13 protein-coding genes are annotated in these 15,816 nt (G+C 58.8%); 4 read left to right on the forward strand and 9 right to left on the reverse strand.

Annotated features, from left to right (window positions below):
• The 5 genes from HKN37_07745 to HKN37_07765 all read right to left on the reverse strand — a co-directional run.
• A partial coding sequence (locus HKN37_07745) for a sodium/solute symporter (protein ID NNE46537.1) occupies nt 1-1,198 on the reverse strand: 1,198 nt, incomplete at its 3' end.
• Nucleotides 1,199-2,310: 1,112 nt separating this feature from the next.
• Nucleotides 2,311-2,922 (reverse strand): tetratricopeptide repeat protein, encoded by a 612-nt coding sequence (locus tag HKN37_07750; GenBank protein ID NNE46538.1) that lies wholly within the window; start codon nt 2,920-2,922, stop codon nt 2,311-2,313.
• A gap of 22 nt (nt 2,923-2,944) precedes the next feature.
• Nucleotides 2,945-3,814 (reverse strand): Ku protein, encoded by an 870-nt coding sequence (locus tag HKN37_07755; protein NNE46539.1) that lies wholly within the window; start codon nt 3,812-3,814, stop codon nt 2,945-2,947.
• 41 nt (nt 3,815-3,855) lie between these two features.
• Entirely contained in the window at nt 3,856-6,183 is a 2,328-nt protein-coding gene (locus HKN37_07760) for a hypothetical protein (GenBank protein ID NNE46540.1), read from the reverse strand.
• 150 nt (nt 6,184-6,333) lie between these two features.
• A complete protein-coding gene (locus HKN37_07765; protein NNE46541.1) occupies nt 6,334-6,777 on the reverse strand; it encodes a universal stress protein in 444 nt (147 codons plus the stop codon).
• Between the two features lie 473 nt (nt 6,778-7,250).
• On the opposite strand from HKN37_07765, the gene HKN37_07770 reads away from it, so the two are divergent.
• Nucleotides 7,251-9,329: a TonB-dependent receptor gene (locus HKN37_07770; protein ID NNE46542.1), complete on the forward strand. Its 2,079-nt coding sequence runs from the start codon at nt 7,251-7,253 to the stop codon at nt 9,327-9,329.
• Nucleotides 9,330-9,542: 213 nt separating this feature from the next.
• Nucleotides 9,543-9,845: a GNAT family N-acetyltransferase gene (locus tag HKN37_07775; GenBank protein ID NNE46543.1), complete on the forward strand. Its 303-nt coding sequence runs from the start codon at nt 9,543-9,545 to the stop codon at nt 9,843-9,845.
• Nucleotides 9,846-9,992: 147 nt separating this feature from the next.
• Here the strand turns inward: HKN37_07775 and HKN37_07780 are convergent, their stop codons facing one another.
• The 4 genes from HKN37_07780 to HKN37_07795 form a co-directional block, all read right to left on the reverse strand.
• Nucleotides 9,993-10,139 (reverse strand): hypothetical protein, encoded by a 147-nt coding sequence (locus HKN37_07780; protein ID NNE46544.1) that lies wholly within the window; start codon nt 10,137-10,139, stop codon nt 9,993-9,995.
• 810 nt (nt 10,140-10,949) lie between these two features.
• Nucleotides 10,950-12,659 carry a hypothetical protein gene (locus HKN37_07785; GenBank protein NNE46545.1) on the reverse strand — a complete coding sequence of 570 codons (1,710 nt, stop codon included), beginning with the start codon at nt 12,657-12,659 and terminating at the stop codon, nt 10,950-10,952.
• Nucleotides 12,660-12,708: 49 nt separating this feature from the next.
• Nucleotides 12,709-13,350 carry a hypothetical protein gene (locus tag HKN37_07790; GenBank protein NNE46546.1) on the reverse strand — a complete coding sequence of 214 codons (642 nt, stop codon included), beginning with the start codon at nt 13,348-13,350 and terminating at the stop codon, nt 12,709-12,711.
• A gap of 37 nt (nt 13,351-13,387) precedes the next feature.
• Nucleotides 13,388-13,906 (reverse strand): hypothetical protein, encoded by a 519-nt coding sequence (locus HKN37_07795; protein NNE46547.1) that lies wholly within the window; start codon nt 13,904-13,906, stop codon nt 13,388-13,390.
• A gap of 309 nt (nt 13,907-14,215) precedes the next feature.
• Between HKN37_07795 and HKN37_07800 the strand changes: the two genes are divergently transcribed.
• Both HKN37_07800 and HKN37_07805 read left to right on the forward strand, forming a co-directional pair.
• The gene (locus HKN37_07800; GenBank protein ID NNE46548.1) at nt 14,216-14,992 is read left to right on the forward strand and encodes a hypothetical protein; all 777 of its coding nucleotides are present in this window, start codon (nt 14,216-14,218) and stop codon (nt 14,990-14,992) included.
• A gap of 231 nt (nt 14,993-15,223) precedes the next feature.
• Nucleotides 15,224-15,661: a hypothetical protein gene (locus HKN37_07805; protein ID NNE46549.1), complete on the forward strand. Its 438-nt coding sequence runs from the start codon at nt 15,224-15,226 to the stop codon at nt 15,659-15,661.
• The last annotated feature ends 155 nt before the right edge of the window (nt 15,662-15,816 follow it).

The raw sequence follows: 15,816 nt of genomic DNA on the forward strand, positions 1-15,816 counted from the left end.
TGGCGACGAGGGCGACGATGCGCCCGACCTTTACGAGTTCGCCCTCGGAGCTGCCCTTCTTGAAGTAATTCCGGTACAGGTCCATCGTGAAGATGGTCGACGTGCTGTTCATCATCGAAGCGAGCGACGAGACGATCGCAGCGATCAGAGCGGCGAAGGTCAGACCTTTCAGGCCCGGACCGACGTATTGATTCAACAACCAGGGGTAGGCTTCGTCACCACGTGTGATCGGAGCTTCGAGTGCATAGGCAACGATTCCCGGGATGACGACGATCAACGGGAGCAAGAGCTTCAGGTAGCCGGCGAACGCGACTCCGCGCTGTGCTTCCCGCAGACTCTTTGCCGCCAGGGCGCGCTGGATGATGTATTGATTGCAACCCCAGTAAAACAGGTTGGCGATCCACATGCCGCCGAGCAGCACGCTGAGGCCGGGCAGGAGGTCGTAAGCATCTTTTGAGATAATTGCCCCATCCTCTACCTCATTGTACATGAGTTCTCCCTCGAAGAGAATCATGTTGAAGCGATCGGGGACCTCGGCGAGCAGTTTCGTAAATCCGGCAATCGCCCCCTGGCCGCCACTGAATGCGTCCAGTGCGAGGTAGGTCGTCAGGAGTCCGCCGCCGACGAGGAAGAACACCTGCACGACATCGGTCCACGCTACGGCTTTCAATCCACCGTAGATACTGTAGGCCGCTGCAAAGGTCGCGAGTCCGATCACGCCCATCCACAATTCGATGCCCATGATGCCTTCCATGGCGAGGGCGCCGAGATACAGGACGGACGTGAGATTGACGAAGACGTAGACGAGCAGCCAGAAGACCGCAAGTAGCGTGCGGACGCGGGCGTCGTAGCGTTCCTCCAGAAACTGCGGCATCGTGAAGATGCCTTTCTTCAGGTAGATCGGCAGGAAGAACCAGGCTACGATCAGCAGCGTGATGGCTGCCATCCACTCATAGGTGGCTATTGCCAGACCAAGCCGGAAGCCTGATCCCGACATTCCGATAAACTGCTCTGCCGAGATGTTGGAGGCTATAAGTGAGGCGCCGATGGCCCACCAGGGAAGTGATTTGCTGGCGAGGAAGTAGTCCTCTGTGTCTTTCTCGTGGCCCGCCTTTTCGCGAGATACCCACAGGCCGATTCCGATGATCAGCAGAACGTAGCCGCCGAAAACGACGTAGTCGATTAAGGAAAAGGTCATGTTGAACGGTGTTGATTGGTGCGGCGATTCGCGACTCGGTGGGTCGAAGCCCCTCAGCGGACGGACGGAGGCTGCTCCGAATCCGCGCGGAGCGCCGGTAACGTCGTTTCAGTGCGGTAGAGATTCGGCTGTCAGCGCGCGAAAACTAGCAAACGGGCCGCGGAATATCTAGCGGCGAAGGCCGTGTAAGCGATGGGAGTGCAGCGGCGAATTGCTTTTTCGCGAGGAGGGCGGCGGGAGTTCGCGCGCATCGATTCCTCAAGTCATCGTGAAGAGGCCGGGGCCGACGTGGCGATCCGAGAGGGTGGGGTGCGTCGCAGCGTTCAAGATTGCCGCGCTCCGTTCGGGAGCTCGCAACGACGATGGCGTGGGTGCAGCATCATACAGCCACGTCATCCCCCGCTTGGCGGGGGATACATACGAGTCGGAGGGCGCCACATGCAACCATGGATTGCCGCCTTCGCGGCAAGGACGGAGGAGCAGTCGCCGCGCGAGGAGGCCGGGGCCGACGTGGCGATCCGAGAGGGTGGGGTGCGTCGCAGCGTTCAAGATTGCCGCGCTCCCTTCGGGAGCTCGCAACGACGATGGCGTGGGTGCAGCATCATACAGCCACGTCATCCCCCGCTTGGCGGGGGATCCATACGAGTCGGAGGGCGCCACATGCAGCCATAGATTGCCGCCTTCGCGGCAAAGACGGAGGAGCAGTCGTCCTCGCGAGGAGCCTGGAGGCCGACGTGGCGATCCGAGAGGATGAGGTGCGTCGCAGCGTCCAGGATTGCCGCGCTCCGTTCGGGAGCTCGCAACGACGATGGCGTGGGTGCAGCATCATACAGCCACGTCATCCCCCGCTTGGCGGGGGATCCATACGAGTCGGAGGGCGCCACATGCAGCCATGAATTGCGGCCTTCGCGGCAAAGACGGAGGAGCAGTCGTCGTCGCGAGGAGGCCGGGGCCGACGTGGCGATCCGAGAGGATGAGGCGTATCGCAGCGTCTAATATTGCCGCACTCCCTTCGGGAGCTCGCAATGACCGCTTGAAAGAGAGTTCGCAACGACTCGCTGAGGGTCTCAGATTGCCGCGTATCCGTCGCGGCCTCACGACGTACGACGTCGCTAAGATTGTTCGACCGAATGCTTCAACGTGGCCAGCAGCATCGTCGCCTTCTCGGCTTCGGCCGGGTCAGCCAATCGACGATACGTCTCGAGCGCCTCCACGGCATGATCAAGATCCTCAAGCATCGCCAGTGCCAGCGCAAGGTTGAAGTACAGATTCGCGTACTCGGGCTCGAGTGACGCCCCGATCTCGTAATGCACCTGCGCCGGCCGATAGTCGCCCAGATCGAAATACACGTTGGCAAGATTGAAATGCGACTCGAAGAGTACCGGATCCTTCGTCAGCGAATTCTTGAAGCAGTCGATTGCCTCACCGATCCGACCGGCCTCTGACTCGAGGATACCCAGATTGCAATACGCATCCGCGACATACTCGTCAGCCAGAATCGCCCTCTTGTAGGATTCGTATGCCTTCTCCGCATTGCCTCGCTCATCATACAGTAGCGCCTCTTCAAACACGCCGGGTCGCGACGGCATGGCAATGATCCGCGCTGTAGGCGCGAACATATCAATCTGGCCAGTGTGCTCGGAATCCGGCCGAGCATGCCGACGGGCCTTCTTGTAGCCGAACTTTCGAGGCTGTACCGACTTCAGCGGCAGGATTTTCGCCATGTGGGACCGTCCGATTAAGCGCTCAGGCGGACTTCTTTTTTCGTGACTTCGTGGAAGTCGATTTGGACGCGGTTTTTCGGGTCGACTTCGCCTTGCCCGTCGCCTTCTTCATCGGCTTCTTGGACGTTTTGGCTTGCTCGATGCTCTCTTTGAGCGCCGTCATGATGTCGACGACCGGCTTCTCCTGCTCTTCCATAACAATGATCTCCTTCCCGTCGACCTTGGCCTTGACGAGGTCCTTGAGAGCCGCCGTATATCCGTCCGTGAGATCAATGTCGGACAGCGACATCGACATTGAGTCGACCAGAGTCTGCGCAAGTTGAAGCTGATCCTTGTCAGCCTTGACATCCTCGAGCTGGGGCACACTCGCGATATCGCGTAGCTCGTTGGGATAACGAATCTTGTGCATCAGGAGGCCCGGCCCGATCGGCGACAGCAGCACGATGCTCTCGCGATCTCGAAGTACCACCTTTCCGACTCCAAGCTTGTTGCTCTTCTTCAGCGTATGGCACAGCAGAGCATACGTCTTGGCACCGACCGTGCCGTCCGGTCCCGCAAAGTATGGCGTGTCATACAGCGTCGGGTGTACTTCCGCGGCATCCACAAAGCCCTGGATCTCGATGATCCGCGTACTCTTCACGCGAAGCTTTTCGATGTCGGATTGTTCGACCACAACGTATTGATCAGGCTCGTACTCGAAGCCCTTGACGATCTGGTCTCCGCTAACAAGGTCGTTACATTTCTTGCACCGCTTGTCGTACGTGATGCGACCATAGTCCTCCGAGTGCAGCTGGTTGAATCGGATCGTTTCCGACGATTCGATCGCGCTGTATACCCGAATGGGAATGGTTACCAGGGAGAACTGGATGTGCCCTTTCCAGATCGCTCGCATGGTGTGCCTCCTGTGTGTTTATGGATGTCGCGTACCCCGCATCAGAGATCTTCTGGCGACAGGTCGGGACGCATTCGAACAAATACAGGGTCTCGAAAGGTCCCGCTGCCAGTGATCTGCGAATATTCAACTTCGCAGAACAGCCGCGGCTGAATCCAGGTTGTCTCGTTGTCATCAGCGGGTTTTTCGGCGATCTGTCTGTCTATCTGCGGGATTTTACGGAGTTGGGCGTGCAGACTCTTCAGCTGCCTGGTAGTGAATCCGGTACCGACTTTTCCGCGGTACAGCAGCTCGCCGTCTTCGTAAAATCCGATCTGTAGGGCACCGAAATAGGATTCCCGATCACCCTTTCCGGTCGTGAAGCCAAGGATTACGCAATCGTCAGACTGTCGCACCTTCACCTTGAGCCACGTGCGTGAACGGCGCCCCGGATAATAGCGGCCGCCGGCTTCTTTCGCGACAATCCCCTCGAGGCCCATCTGCTGAACAGCATTGAACAGGGCATGACCATCATCGAGCGATTCGTTGACCCGGTAGGGTGAGTCGCGACGAACGGAATCCGCCAGCCAGTCGCGGCGTCTCTCGATCGGATCGTTGACAAGTGTTCGGCCATCCAGGAAGAGACAGTCAAACAGATAGCAGTGTGCGGGGTGTTTCTGCGACGCGCTCTTGATGCTCGATTCGCCCGAGCGGTGGAGTCGGTTGATCACATCCCGGAAGCTCGGCTTGCCCTCATCGTCAAGACACACGATCTCTCCGTCGAAGACACCCGAGGCATTTCGAAACGCTTCCTCAGACACGGTGAGCTCTGGAAACCTGGACGTGATATCTCGATGGTTGCGACTCAGAATTCGGACCTCGCCCTCGTCGATGACAATCATCGCCCGAATGCCATCCCACTTCAATTCGTACGTGTACTCACCCTCCGGCACCTCCGTCACCCGCTCGGCAAACATGAAGTCCTTCGGGTCTTTGAGCCAGTTGGTCTGTGGGTTGTCGAGCCTCTCGAGCAGCCACTGTTTGTTACTCGTCTCATACATGCGGTACTCGGCCGTAATCTCCGTGCTGCTCAGTCGAAAGTAGAATCCGTCTTTCTTGATCTTTGTCTTCTCGTACTTGCCGCGTGCATAGATCCACATGGACCCGGCGCCATACTGGCCTTTCGGGATCGCCCCCTCGAAGTTGAGGTACTCGAGAGGATGGTCTTCGGTGGCTACGGCAAGTCGCTTCAGCGATGGATACGGAGGCATTCCACGGGGTACGGCCCACGACTTCAATGTGCCATCTTCTTCGAGCCGCAGATCATAGTGCAGATGTGACGCGTGATGCCGGTGAATCACGAAGGCATTACCCTGACCGAGAGCCTCGAGCGGCTCCGGTTCGGGTGTCTTGCTGAACTTTCGTTTTTTTGCGTAGGCCGCCAGCTGGTCCGGCGTTTTGTGCTTGCGCGATGCTCCGGTAGACTTTCGTTGCGTGACGGCCTTGTCCGAATGGAGGCCCGTCGCGTAGGCTCCGATGGCTTCCCACGCGTCGCCCGCAGAGAGGACATGCTCTGGGGCGGTATCGATGTTGAACAAGGCCGGAGACTCCAGTCCGGCGACCTGATCCCACGAGAGTGGCATAGACACGGGCGCCGCCGGAGCGCCTCGAAGACTGTACGGAGACACGATGGATTGCGCGGGACGATTTCGATAGATGTCGATGAGCACACGTCCCTTGCGTGATTCTTTCTTGATGTGCAGCGTCGTTTCTGCGCTGTTGGCCCGAACGAAGACCTCGGCGACCTTCTTTGCGGCTTCAAATGCCTCGCCGAAACTGTACCTGGGTTCGATCGGCGTGACAACATGGAGCCCTTTTCGGCCGGTCGTCTTCACGAAGGGGTTGTAGCCGTAATTCTGAAGGTGCTCGCGCAACCGTCGGGCGAGGTCGACAACCGCACCGAAGTCGTATTCCTCGGGTGGGTCGAGGTCGTAAACGATGTAGTCGGGCCGATCGTGATGCGGGCTTCTGGAATGAAGCTGATGTAGCTCGAGGCATGCCAGGTTGGCGAGCCAGACGAGCGTTGCCTCCTCCGTAGCAACGATGTACTCGAGCTTCTTTTCGTCACCAAGCGTGGCGAATTCTACCCAGTCCGGTGCCCAGCCGGGCCGGTTCTTCTGGTAGAACGTCTCACCGTCGATGCCGTCCGGAAACCGTATCAGCGTAAGCGCGCGTCCGCGGATGTGGCGCAGTATGGTCGGGGCGATCGACAGGTAGTACTGGACGACCTCGGCTTTCACGAACCCGTCGGCCGGGAAGAGCACTTTCGTCAGATTCGAAAGTTCGACTTTCCGCTTGCCGACGCTCGCCATCTGAGATGTGCGTGCCATGGGTGCGCGATCGTGCCCGAACAGTGAGGGAGAGTAGGTGACCAACTGCGGGGGAGGCTCCCGCGCGTGGCAGGTGTGACGGGATCGACCCGTCCGTCGTTCCAAGGCTCGGGGCAGAATCCTTGCGGACCGGCGGGGCGGAAGACCAGATCAGGTCTCGGGATCCTCGACGTCATCCAGCCGAAGCACCATGACGGAGCAGTTCGCAAAGAGCGCCACCTGATGGCTTATGGTCATCCACGACGTCGGCGGGTCGCCAGGCTCGATCTGGTGAGACGTGATGACCACAAGATCGATCTCTTGGTCAATGACGTGGTCCAGGATCGCACGCACCCGCCTGCCGTACGTCGTCTCGTAGCGGAGTTCCGGTCCTCGTCCAGAGGCCCGCTTGCCAAGTTGCCGGAGCTTTCGGCGGGCCTTGGTCGCAAGCTGTTTATAGAAATCCTCGATCTCCTCGAAGGGTAGATCGAGCGTTTCAATGACGTGCAGCAAGGTGATTGTCGTCCCTTTACCGGCAGCAAGTCGAATGGCTTCCTCGACGGCAGCTGCATTCTTGTCCGTAAGGTCGACGGGTACGAGGATATTTTTGTACATGGATTCCATGGCTTTAGGCCGTTCGTCAATATCAGGAGATGCAGGGAATTTTCGCAACGGCTTCCACCCACGCGTACTGGCGGGCCATTCCTTACAGCGCTGCTCGCTACCCGATAATGGGTTTTCAGGTAGAATTCGGGGCTCGGTTTTCCCAAAACTTGTCCACATGGACTTACCAGATCGGAGCCGATCCGCTACATTCTCAAGGCAGCACATCGGGGTGCCTGGCTCAGACCGAAAACCGGGTTTTCTTGCGTTCCTATGAGCAGGGGAGAACTTGATTCGGATTCAGCCTTCCGGCGGCATATGGGCAGTTCTGGGTCGCATTCAAGTCATTGCGACCACAGCCGACGGTGAATTCCGGGCTTTTCCCGAGTGTGTTAGAAGAAGCAGGCACGTACGCGTTGGTCGCAACAGACACAAGAAGTCCCTCATCTCGAGACCCGGTTCGACGATTTCTCGCAGTCGTCATCGTGGCCTTATGGATGCCCGTGGCAGCACTCGCTGGCGGGGTGCAGGATACGTTGTTGGTGAGTGATTCGGTGGATGTTGCGGGCTCACGCCTGGTGCACCTCGCCGACGACATGGTTTCGAGTGAGCAGTCAGGAGTTCGCGCGTTGCCGATGGCTGCTTTTTCGTGGCTCCGCCCGGTGCCGGACGCGTTGGAGGAACTGGCCGGAGGGCTCGCTCCACAGTCAGGCCGGCTTACCGGTTCTCCGCTTGTTCGGGGCATGAACGCGAAGCGCGTCGCAGTCACGTTTGACGGAATTCCGCTTGGACATTCCGGTCTGCGGGAAGGGCCCTCTCTGATTCCGCTCGGCGTCATTGATCCGTCCTCGGTGGCCAGCATGGTGGTCACGCGCGGGCCGGGTATTACGAGTCAGTCTGCGGACGGCCTGGCAGGCGTTATCGACATTCGCCCGTCGCTTGACGCCCCGGTCGAAAGCCCCCTCGCGGGCCGCAGTCCGTCGATTTTGATCAATCAACGGCTCAGCAGCGCGGATCGCGGGTGGTCAGGCGGCTTGTCGGCGACCGGAGAGACAGCCGGCGTTCGATACCGAATCGGTGGGGCGGGGAGTCTGCTCGGCAACCTGAGGATGGGGTCGCACGGAACGTCGGACGCGGTTGTGCAGCCTCATACATCTCTGCAAGAATCGACGGTGCATGGACTGTTTGCGTATGACGTACGTCCGCGGTGGTCGCTGCGGGGAGGCGTTCTTGCAAGTTGGCGACAGGGGCAATCTGTCGTGAATGATCTCGAGAACCTTCAGCTTTCCCCAATGCCGGACGCAGTCTCCGTCATCGATCCCAGGCACTTCTCGTTCGCGTACCTGACCTCTCGTGCAACGGATCTGGGTATCGTTCAGGAGCTGAAGTCGACTATCTGGTACAATGGGCATCGCGAGGCAAGGACGTTTCGAAGAATCGGTTGGCAACGCACCGTCTTTGATGACGATCGACTTTCGGCATCGGGTCTGCGCATCGCGGCGACCATGTTGCCATTTCGCAATCATAGGTTGTCGGTCAGTGCGGATGCGCAGGCGGAAGGAGTGGACTCGAAGCGTTGGGAAGTTCGCGACGACAACTCGATATGGTGGCAGCGGGGTCGTTTTCCGGTGGGGACGAGATCGCGGCTGCTTGCCCTAGCGCTGTCCGATTCGTGGGATCTCGCAGAGTCTCTGACATGGACAGGTGACGTGCGATTCACGGCGAGGAAGATCCATTCGGCGTACGGTCCTTCTGTATTTGGTCTGACCGGCCTGGTTGGTCTGGTAGATCGCTGGTACTCAGGGTTTTCGTGGGACACCGGCCTGACGAAGCGTTTTGTATCTGGATGGAGCCTTTCGGGCTCTGTGTCGAGCGGCTTCCGAGCCCCGGGACTGGACGATGTGGTGGCGAACGCATCCTGGCGGGACGGCAGGGACGTGCCGAATCCGGATCTCGAGCCGGAGAGGGCGATCCAGCTTGAAGTGGGCGGGCAGTACACAGCCGGGCGCAATGTGTTTGGTGCGGCCGTCTTTCACACGAGATATCGTGATCTGATACGACGCGATTGGTTCGAGCCGGGTCCGGATGGTGTGGTGGCAACGGCCGAAGATCTGTACCACTTCACGAACCTGGAGTCGGCGACCGTCACCGGGGGAGAGGTCAATCTATCCACCGGGTTCTCCGCACCGTGGGGCGTTGGCGTGGTTGTGTCCGGCCGCGTCGTGATGCACTGGTGGGATTCGTCAGAGACCGGCGTGCCACAGTACCTGCCTCCGGTTGTGGCGCGGATAGGCTCGAGATTCAATCGAGGATCATTGTGGATTGAGCCTTACGCGGGGTTGTCGTCACGGACTTCGGCCGTGGAGTACACGTTTGCCGGCGTCGTGTCGAATGCATCTTCAGGTTGGGTGACCCTGAATGTGCGTGGTGGTGCGCGCGCCGCCGATCGGCTGGCGTTCGCGGCAGCCGTCGAGAACATCGGGGACGTACGCTATCACGAGCACGGCTCGTATATCCAGTCGCCAGGTCGGAATCTGGTGCTGAGCATCTCGTACGGATTCTAGATCGCGCGGTGGGTCCTCCCGGCGGAGGTCGATCGGGTTTCCCGAAGCGGTCAGGTAGCATCGAATTGCCCGGATGACGTACTTGTCCAGGTGCGAACTTGTCTTGAGGCGTGTTTGCCGGAGGGTGCTATCTCCGCAGGCCGCGAATCACGGTCCTGGATGATCGTACTATTCAGGCCGATCACCGAGGGTCACTTGTGCGACGTTCCCGGCATGCTGTCTCTCATTACACTTCGCGGTCCGAAAGTGCGTCTAGAGCCTCTCACGATGGAGCATGTCGATGCGCTGTCGTCGGTCGGACTGGACGGGGCCATCTGGGAGTATACACCGCGTGTCGTCCGGACCACACAGGACATGCAGGAATACGTGTCTGAGGCACTGGACGGCCAACGTCGCAGTCACATGTTGCCGTTCGCGATTGTGATTCAGGAGACGCGAGTCGTAGCAGGCAGCACGCGCTTCGGCAATATTGATCTCACGAACCGTCGTATGGAAATCGGCTCCATGTCTGCATGAGGCGCCCTCCGACTCGTATGGATCCCCCGCCAAGCGGGGGATGACGTGGCTGTATGATGCAACACCCCCGTCAAGCGGGGGATGACGTGGCCTTATGGTGCAGCACCCCCGCCAGGCGGGGGACGACGTGGCCGTATGGCGCAACACTCACGCCTTCGTCGTTGCGAGCACCCGGCGAGGTGCGCGGCAATCCGAAACGATGAGGGTTCCCCGGACGCCCGGATCGCCATGGCCTCCTCGCGAAGACGACTGCTCCTCGGTCATTGCCGTGAAGGCGGCAATCCATGTCTGCATGAGGCGCCCTCCTCACGACGACGATTGCTTCTCCGTCATTGCCGCGAAGGCGGCAATCCATATCTGGATGAGGCGCCCTCCGGCTCGTATGGATCCCCCGCCAAGCGGGGGGTGACGTGGCCTTATGGTGCAGCACCCCCGCCAGGCGGGGGACGACATGGCCGGATGGCGCAACACTCACGCCTCCGTCGTTGCGGCCACCCGAAGGGTGCGCGGCAATCCGAAACGTTGAGGGTTCCCCGGACGCCCGGATCGCCATGTCGGCCTCCTCGCGAAGTCGCCTGCTTCTCCGTCATTGCCGCGAAGGCGGCAATCCATGTCTGCATGAGGCGCCCTCCGACTCGTATGGATCCCCCGCCAGGCGGGGGATGACGTGGCCGTATGATGCAGTACCCTCGCCAAGTGGGGGATGACGTGGCCGTATGGCGCAACACCCCCGCCTTCGTCGTTGCGAGCACCCGGCCAGGTGCGCGGCAATCCGAGAAGCTACGGTCTATCTCGGGGCGACGTTCTGGCGCCGTGCTGGTTTCCGAGTTCAACACCGTGGACGGATTCCACAATTCCGCCCGCAACTTTTCCAACCTGGGAGACGGTGACCGGTACTTCATCCGGAGAGCCATCGCCTACTGTTCACAGTGATCTACATTTCTCGGCTGATGGCTCCCGAGTCAGGAATGTCAAAGTGATGTGTGGCTTCCTGGGAGGCGGGACAGAGCAGTCTGTTCCGCCTCTTACGTTTTGCCCAAACGAGAACCGCCGGCACCCATGGGGCGCCGGCGGATTCAATCGACAGTCTATCAACTCGAGACGTCAGTTCATCGTCGCGACCGTTGTCGTCGGAGTCTCTTCCGGCGTCACGAGTACATCCCGCTGGGATGCCACGACAACTCTGGTCGACTGCTCGACTGCCGCTATCTTCCGTCCGACTTTCGCGATCGCCTCGCCTGAGTACCGGATCTGTGCAGACCCGCTCATGGAGAATGCCAGTTCGTTACTGGTTCCGCCACTGAAACCACATCCGGCATCGCTGCGAAGCATAGAGACCAACACGACAAGGTCCTGGAAGTCGTACGCTGCACTGGTGCTGTTGCTCGTTCCCAGTTCGAACAGGTAGATCGACTGATTCCGCTCGAGCGCTATGCGATTGCTCAAGGGGTCGATGAACTGGCTCACAAAATCTGCGACGGAACCCTGATCGAGGTAGCCGTCGATGTCCGGTACCGGATCGCCGTCGCGGAGCACCTTGAGCTGAGAGCCACTGGTCTGCGAATCCTGCTCCATGTGCTTGCTCCAGTCCTCGTTGACCGTGCCGTCGCCGGCCGTACGCGTCCATGACGTTCCACTCACGGTGATGTCAGTTCCGCCAGGAATCGGATCAGATGGCTCGTATGTGAAGGTCCCGTCTCGATTGACGTTTCCGGACAGCGCCTGCGTGTAGGTACCCCACGGATCGTTCGTTGTGCTACCCGTATGCACACGTGACGTGACGGGCATGTCATACGAGCCTCCTGAGCTAATGGCCGCGCCCAGTACTTCGGTCTTCAGCAGGAAGGGTACGGTTGGTACCGTGCTGACGCCGTCGATCGTGAATGGAACGTCCTTGCAGGTCGACGCAGAAAATCCACCCGGAGCATCGAAGACCGCCATTCCACCGTAGATCACTGAGTTGCCGTTCATCTCAACAGCGCGGTCGGCAGCCACAGAGCGTCTTACGAGCACGAGGCCCTCCCACGAGAAGTCGTTCCCTGCGATGAAGTCGCCATCCTGCACGATGAGAACACCACGCCCGGTAAATGGACCGCTCGGCTGGAAATCACCGACGACGGATACCACGGCCGGGTCGTTGATCGTGCCGAACGTGCCGAAGTACGGGGCCGTCGGTACAACCTTGTCTGAGCGACTCATTGCCTGAACGAAGATTGTCTCGTACGTAGACGGGTCAACGCCGTGCGAGACGCTGCCGTCGCCACCTTCACCGTTAATGCTGGAGGCGGTAATCGTGCCCTCAATCTCGAAGCGAGATGCGGGTGTGTCCGTCATGATCCCCTTCACCGAGCGCAGGTAGCCGGATCCCGTCTTGACGCTCGGCATTCTCGCATCCATGCCCGAGATCAGGTAGGTGCCGCTTGAATCCACATCCAGACCTTCGCCGGTCAGGACGAGAGCCGCATCGATCGGGCTCTCGAAGATCACGTTCGACCGGATCTCGTGACGCATCTGCCCCACAGTGCCCTTCGACGTCACGGCCAGATCTCCGTAGTAGTTCTCGGAGATCGCGACATCGTACGTTCCACCCGAGACGGGCCGGTCGCCGAATGAGCGATCTACGTCCATCAACTCGAGCTTGATGGCGCTGAGTCCGCGATCCAGCCCGGAAAGAGCGATGTCCCGTGCAACCACCTGGCTTTCGTAGCGGTGCTGCTCATCGTTCATCTCGAACTGCGAGCGCACTCCGATGTATGCGACGCTGGCGGCTCCAAGCACACCGGCCATCACAACAAGTAATATTCCTCGTCCCATTTTCTCTTTTCCGTCTAGTGATAAACTGTCGAATTAAGCTGTCTTGCTCCTAACTCTGGAAGGTCTGCATTGAAAGTCCCTTCGGGCTCAGCGTGATTCCCCAACGGAGTTTGTTCAGGTACAAACCACGGTCGCTTCCGTCGCCATCAATCATCCGCTGGCTTACTACCGCATTCTCGAATCTCACGCGCAGTCTGCGCGCATCCACCCGGTTGATCACACCGTTGTTGCCGCTGTCAAGGAGGTCAATCCGGAAATCAGAAAGTGTCGACATGCTCGCGCCACTTGGTTTCCACGTGCCGGCAACGAGCTCGTACCGATCCATCCGATACAGCTGGGTGTCTTCGCCGTCGATTCGCGTGACGATCGTCGGCTGAAGCAGATATCGAACCCGCGTTCGATTGCCTGTTTTGTCGGAGCCCCAGAATTCGAGAGAGTCTGTCAGCACCCTGGTGCCGCTCATTACGTTCGAGTGACTCAGAATTCCCGCGTCTCCGGGTACCGAGAGGTAGCCTGCGTTCGAGAGGTCTCGCTCAAGCACCTCCGCAAAATTCAGAGTCTGCTTCTTCACGCCATACATGATGGTGCTTTCCACCGTGTTACTCTGGATGCGGCTCTGGATCGTAAACAGCATCAGAATGACGACGCCGCCTACTACCGTTGCCGAGAGTTTGTCGAAAATGAGGTACATGTGTGTTCGGGCTACTTGTTGGCTGAGATGTGCTGTTCTACCACTGCGGCGAAAACTGACGCTTGAGGCGGAGGGGATGATTGAGAATCGGGACACCCTTCACGGAAGTGGAATTGGATACGTGGATCGTCACTTCCTTCACCCAGGTCGGGCTCGCCGAGACGTTGCCCGAATCGTCGACGTATTGAACTTCTATGGAGACATCGAAGTCCATCTCCTTTCCTGGCTCGACCTCGAACGGTCGCTGGAATGAGGGGATCGCATGGAAGTCGTCGATGTCATTGCAGTTCTCGAACACGACACACGATCCGAAGGCCGACTGGCTGGTGAGGAGATCGGTATTCCGGTTGTAGCGGTCGACTGTGTTGTCGGCGGTCCGGGCGTCGAACGGCTTAGATGCCACGTAATTCATCACGTCGGAAGCGACGGCGTTGGCCATTACTTCCATCTCGCTGTTGATGGCCGTCTGCTGAGACCGGATCGTAGCCCGGTGATAGTTCAACGAGAACGTCATCACAGCCATGATTGCGAGAAAAGCGCCGAGAGTTTGCGGCATCGGAGAGCCTGTTTGAGTCGATTGATTTGATTCGATCGACAGATTACAAGCGCTGTGCCAAGTGTGCGGCTTTCGCGGTCGGACGTGATTCGTACCCGAAAGCGCCGTTTAGGAGGGGTTTTGCACCACAGGGATGGATAAGCCCGGAAACAGAACGATTGTTTAGAATGGGTTTTCGTGAGACAAATCTCGTTTTGATACGTGCCCGCAGCCAGACAAAACGAGGCTCCGTCATCCCTCCATTTTGATGTTTGATGCTCGCCGCCGTATCTCGGTGAACGTGTAATTCATCACCTAAGGAGGCAGGTTATGTTGAATCGATTGTGGCGCCGAGTCGCCATCTGTTGGCTGGTTGTCCTGGTTATCCCCTCGCTGGCGTCCGCCCAGGAAGCCGAACCAACGTATCTGGTTGTCGACTGCATGAAGTCAACCAGCTCGCAATATGCCGACGTTGAAACCGACATCTGGAAGCCGATGCACCAGGAGCTGGTCAACCAGGGCAAGAAGGTGTCGTGGGCTTTCTACTGGGTGCTCTATGGGGATCGCTCAGCGTGTGACTACTACACCGTCAACATCGTCACCGCTTCGCAATTGAACTCCATGGACGGAAACGTGCGCGATGTCTTCGAGAAAGTCCACGCCGGGAAGGACTTCGATAAGATGATGGAAAAAACCGCGGCTGCGCGCGAAATGGGGCGAACCGAGCTGTGGCAGATGATTGATGTCATCCAGCCCGAGGACTTCACATACGTCCAGGTCAACCAGATGTCGGCCGACGACGGAATGGCGTACATCGAAATGGAGCGGGAAGTATTCAGGCCCGTGCACGAGGCAATGGTAGAAGCTGGCACGACGGCCGGGTGGGGTGTGTACCGGCTTGTGTCGCCCCACGGTAGCGCTGTGGGCTACAACTTCGGGACCGCAGACTTCCTGCATACGCTTGGCAGTGTCGATTGGAACTCCTGGCTTCGAAAGGTGCATCCTGACAAGGATCCGGACGAAATCGGTGCTCATCTAAACGACTCGCGCGATTTCCTAAAGGGTGACACATGGGTACTCCTCGATCGGACCGCGCCGGCCGAGTAATCGCAAATAAGATCCCAAATGAATCAGGGGTCGCCCGCGAGGGTGGCCCCTTTCTTTTTGTCCTGTCAGGTGCTGCTCCATGAACGGCGTGTAACACCCGGGCGACTCTGCCGTATTTCACGGTGGCTCACGAATGTCGTCTTTTCGTGTCGCGTTGACAGGGCATTCGTGTCCCGCACATCAACCGCGGTGTGCGTTGCCAGTACCCTGCTCCAGAATCCGTAGCGTCTCATGAAGAAGATCGCCACCATGGTCGCCCTGCTAATCACGATTACAGCGACCCAGGTTTTTGCCCAGTCGAGTGTTCACCCCAAGGATCTGAAAGGCGTGTGGCACATGACATTCGACCTCACTGACGAGGCGAAATCAGAAGCAGAACGTATCGCTCTCGGAGCAGTCGAGGGCCTGCTGGACTGGATTGATATCCGCCTCGAGTTTCTCCCGGATAACCGTCTGAAAGTGATGGTCCACGTGTTCGGCGAGGACGAGGTTGAATACGCAGAGTGGCACGTGAACGATCGTCGCGAACTTGTGCTCGGCGAGACCGACCACTTTGATTCCGAGGATACCGTCTGGCTGTTCAACAACGGCAAGCTGACCGCATACGAATACTCGAACGGTGAACGAGTACGGTCGTCCGACGGCGTGTATCTGGAGATGGAATCGTAGGCTCGATCAGTCGCGGCTGCTCGAGGTTGGGTCAAGATTATCCCAGATTGCCGGGTCCTCGTGGCCGAGCACCCACACCGAGAAGCCTCGTAAACTGTTCTTGCGGACGACTTCGAGCTTGCGTGCAAATGAGCGGGCGTCCTCAAGAAAGATCC

This window comes from Rhodothermales bacterium (genome assembly GCA_013002345.1).
In the GTDB taxonomy this organism is placed as follows: Bacteria; Bacteroidota; Rhodothermia; order Rhodothermales; family JABDKH01; genus JABDKH01.

Excerpts from the sequence above, each read along its gene's own strand:
- HKN37_07790 (NNE46546.1), bottom strand. The coding sequence starts at position 13,350 with ATGTACCTCATTTTCGACAAACTCTCGGCAACGGTAGTAGGCGGCGTC.
- HKN37_07805 (NNE46549.1), top strand. The coding sequence starts at position 15,224 with ATGAAGAAGATCGCCACCATGGTCGCCCTGCTAATCACGATTACAGCG.
- HKN37_07755 (NNE46539.1), bottom strand. The coding sequence starts at position 3,814 with ATGCGAGCGATCTGGAAAGGGCACATCCAGTTCTCCCTGGTAACCATT.
- HKN37_07750 (NNE46538.1), bottom strand. The coding sequence starts at position 2,922 with ATGGCGAAAATCCTGCCGCTGAAGTCGGTACAGCCTCGAAAGTTCGGC.
- HKN37_07775 (NNE46543.1), top strand. The coding sequence starts at position 9,543 with ATGCTGTCTCTCATTACACTTCGCGGTCCGAAAGTGCGTCTAGAGCCT.
- HKN37_07785 (NNE46545.1), bottom strand. The coding sequence starts at position 12,659 with ATGGGACGAGGAATATTACTTGTTGTGATGGCCGGTGTGCTTGGAGCC.
- HKN37_07780 (NNE46544.1), bottom strand. The coding sequence starts at position 10,139 with ATGCAGACATGGATTGCCGCCTTCACGGCAATGACCGAGGAGCAGTCG.
- HKN37_07760 (NNE46540.1), bottom strand. The coding sequence starts at position 6,183 with ATGGCACGCACATCTCAGATGGCGAGCGTCGGCAAGCGGAAAGTCGAA.
- HKN37_07765 (NNE46541.1), bottom strand. The coding sequence starts at position 6,777 with ATGTACAAAAATATCCTCGTACCCGTCGACCTTACGGACAAGAATGCA.
- HKN37_07795 (NNE46547.1), bottom strand. The coding sequence starts at position 13,906 with ATGCCGCAAACTCTCGGCGCTTTTCTCGCAATCATGGCTGTGATGACG.
- HKN37_07800 (NNE46548.1), top strand. The coding sequence starts at position 14,216 with ATGTTGAATCGATTGTGGCGCCGAGTCGCCATCTGTTGGCTGGTTGTC.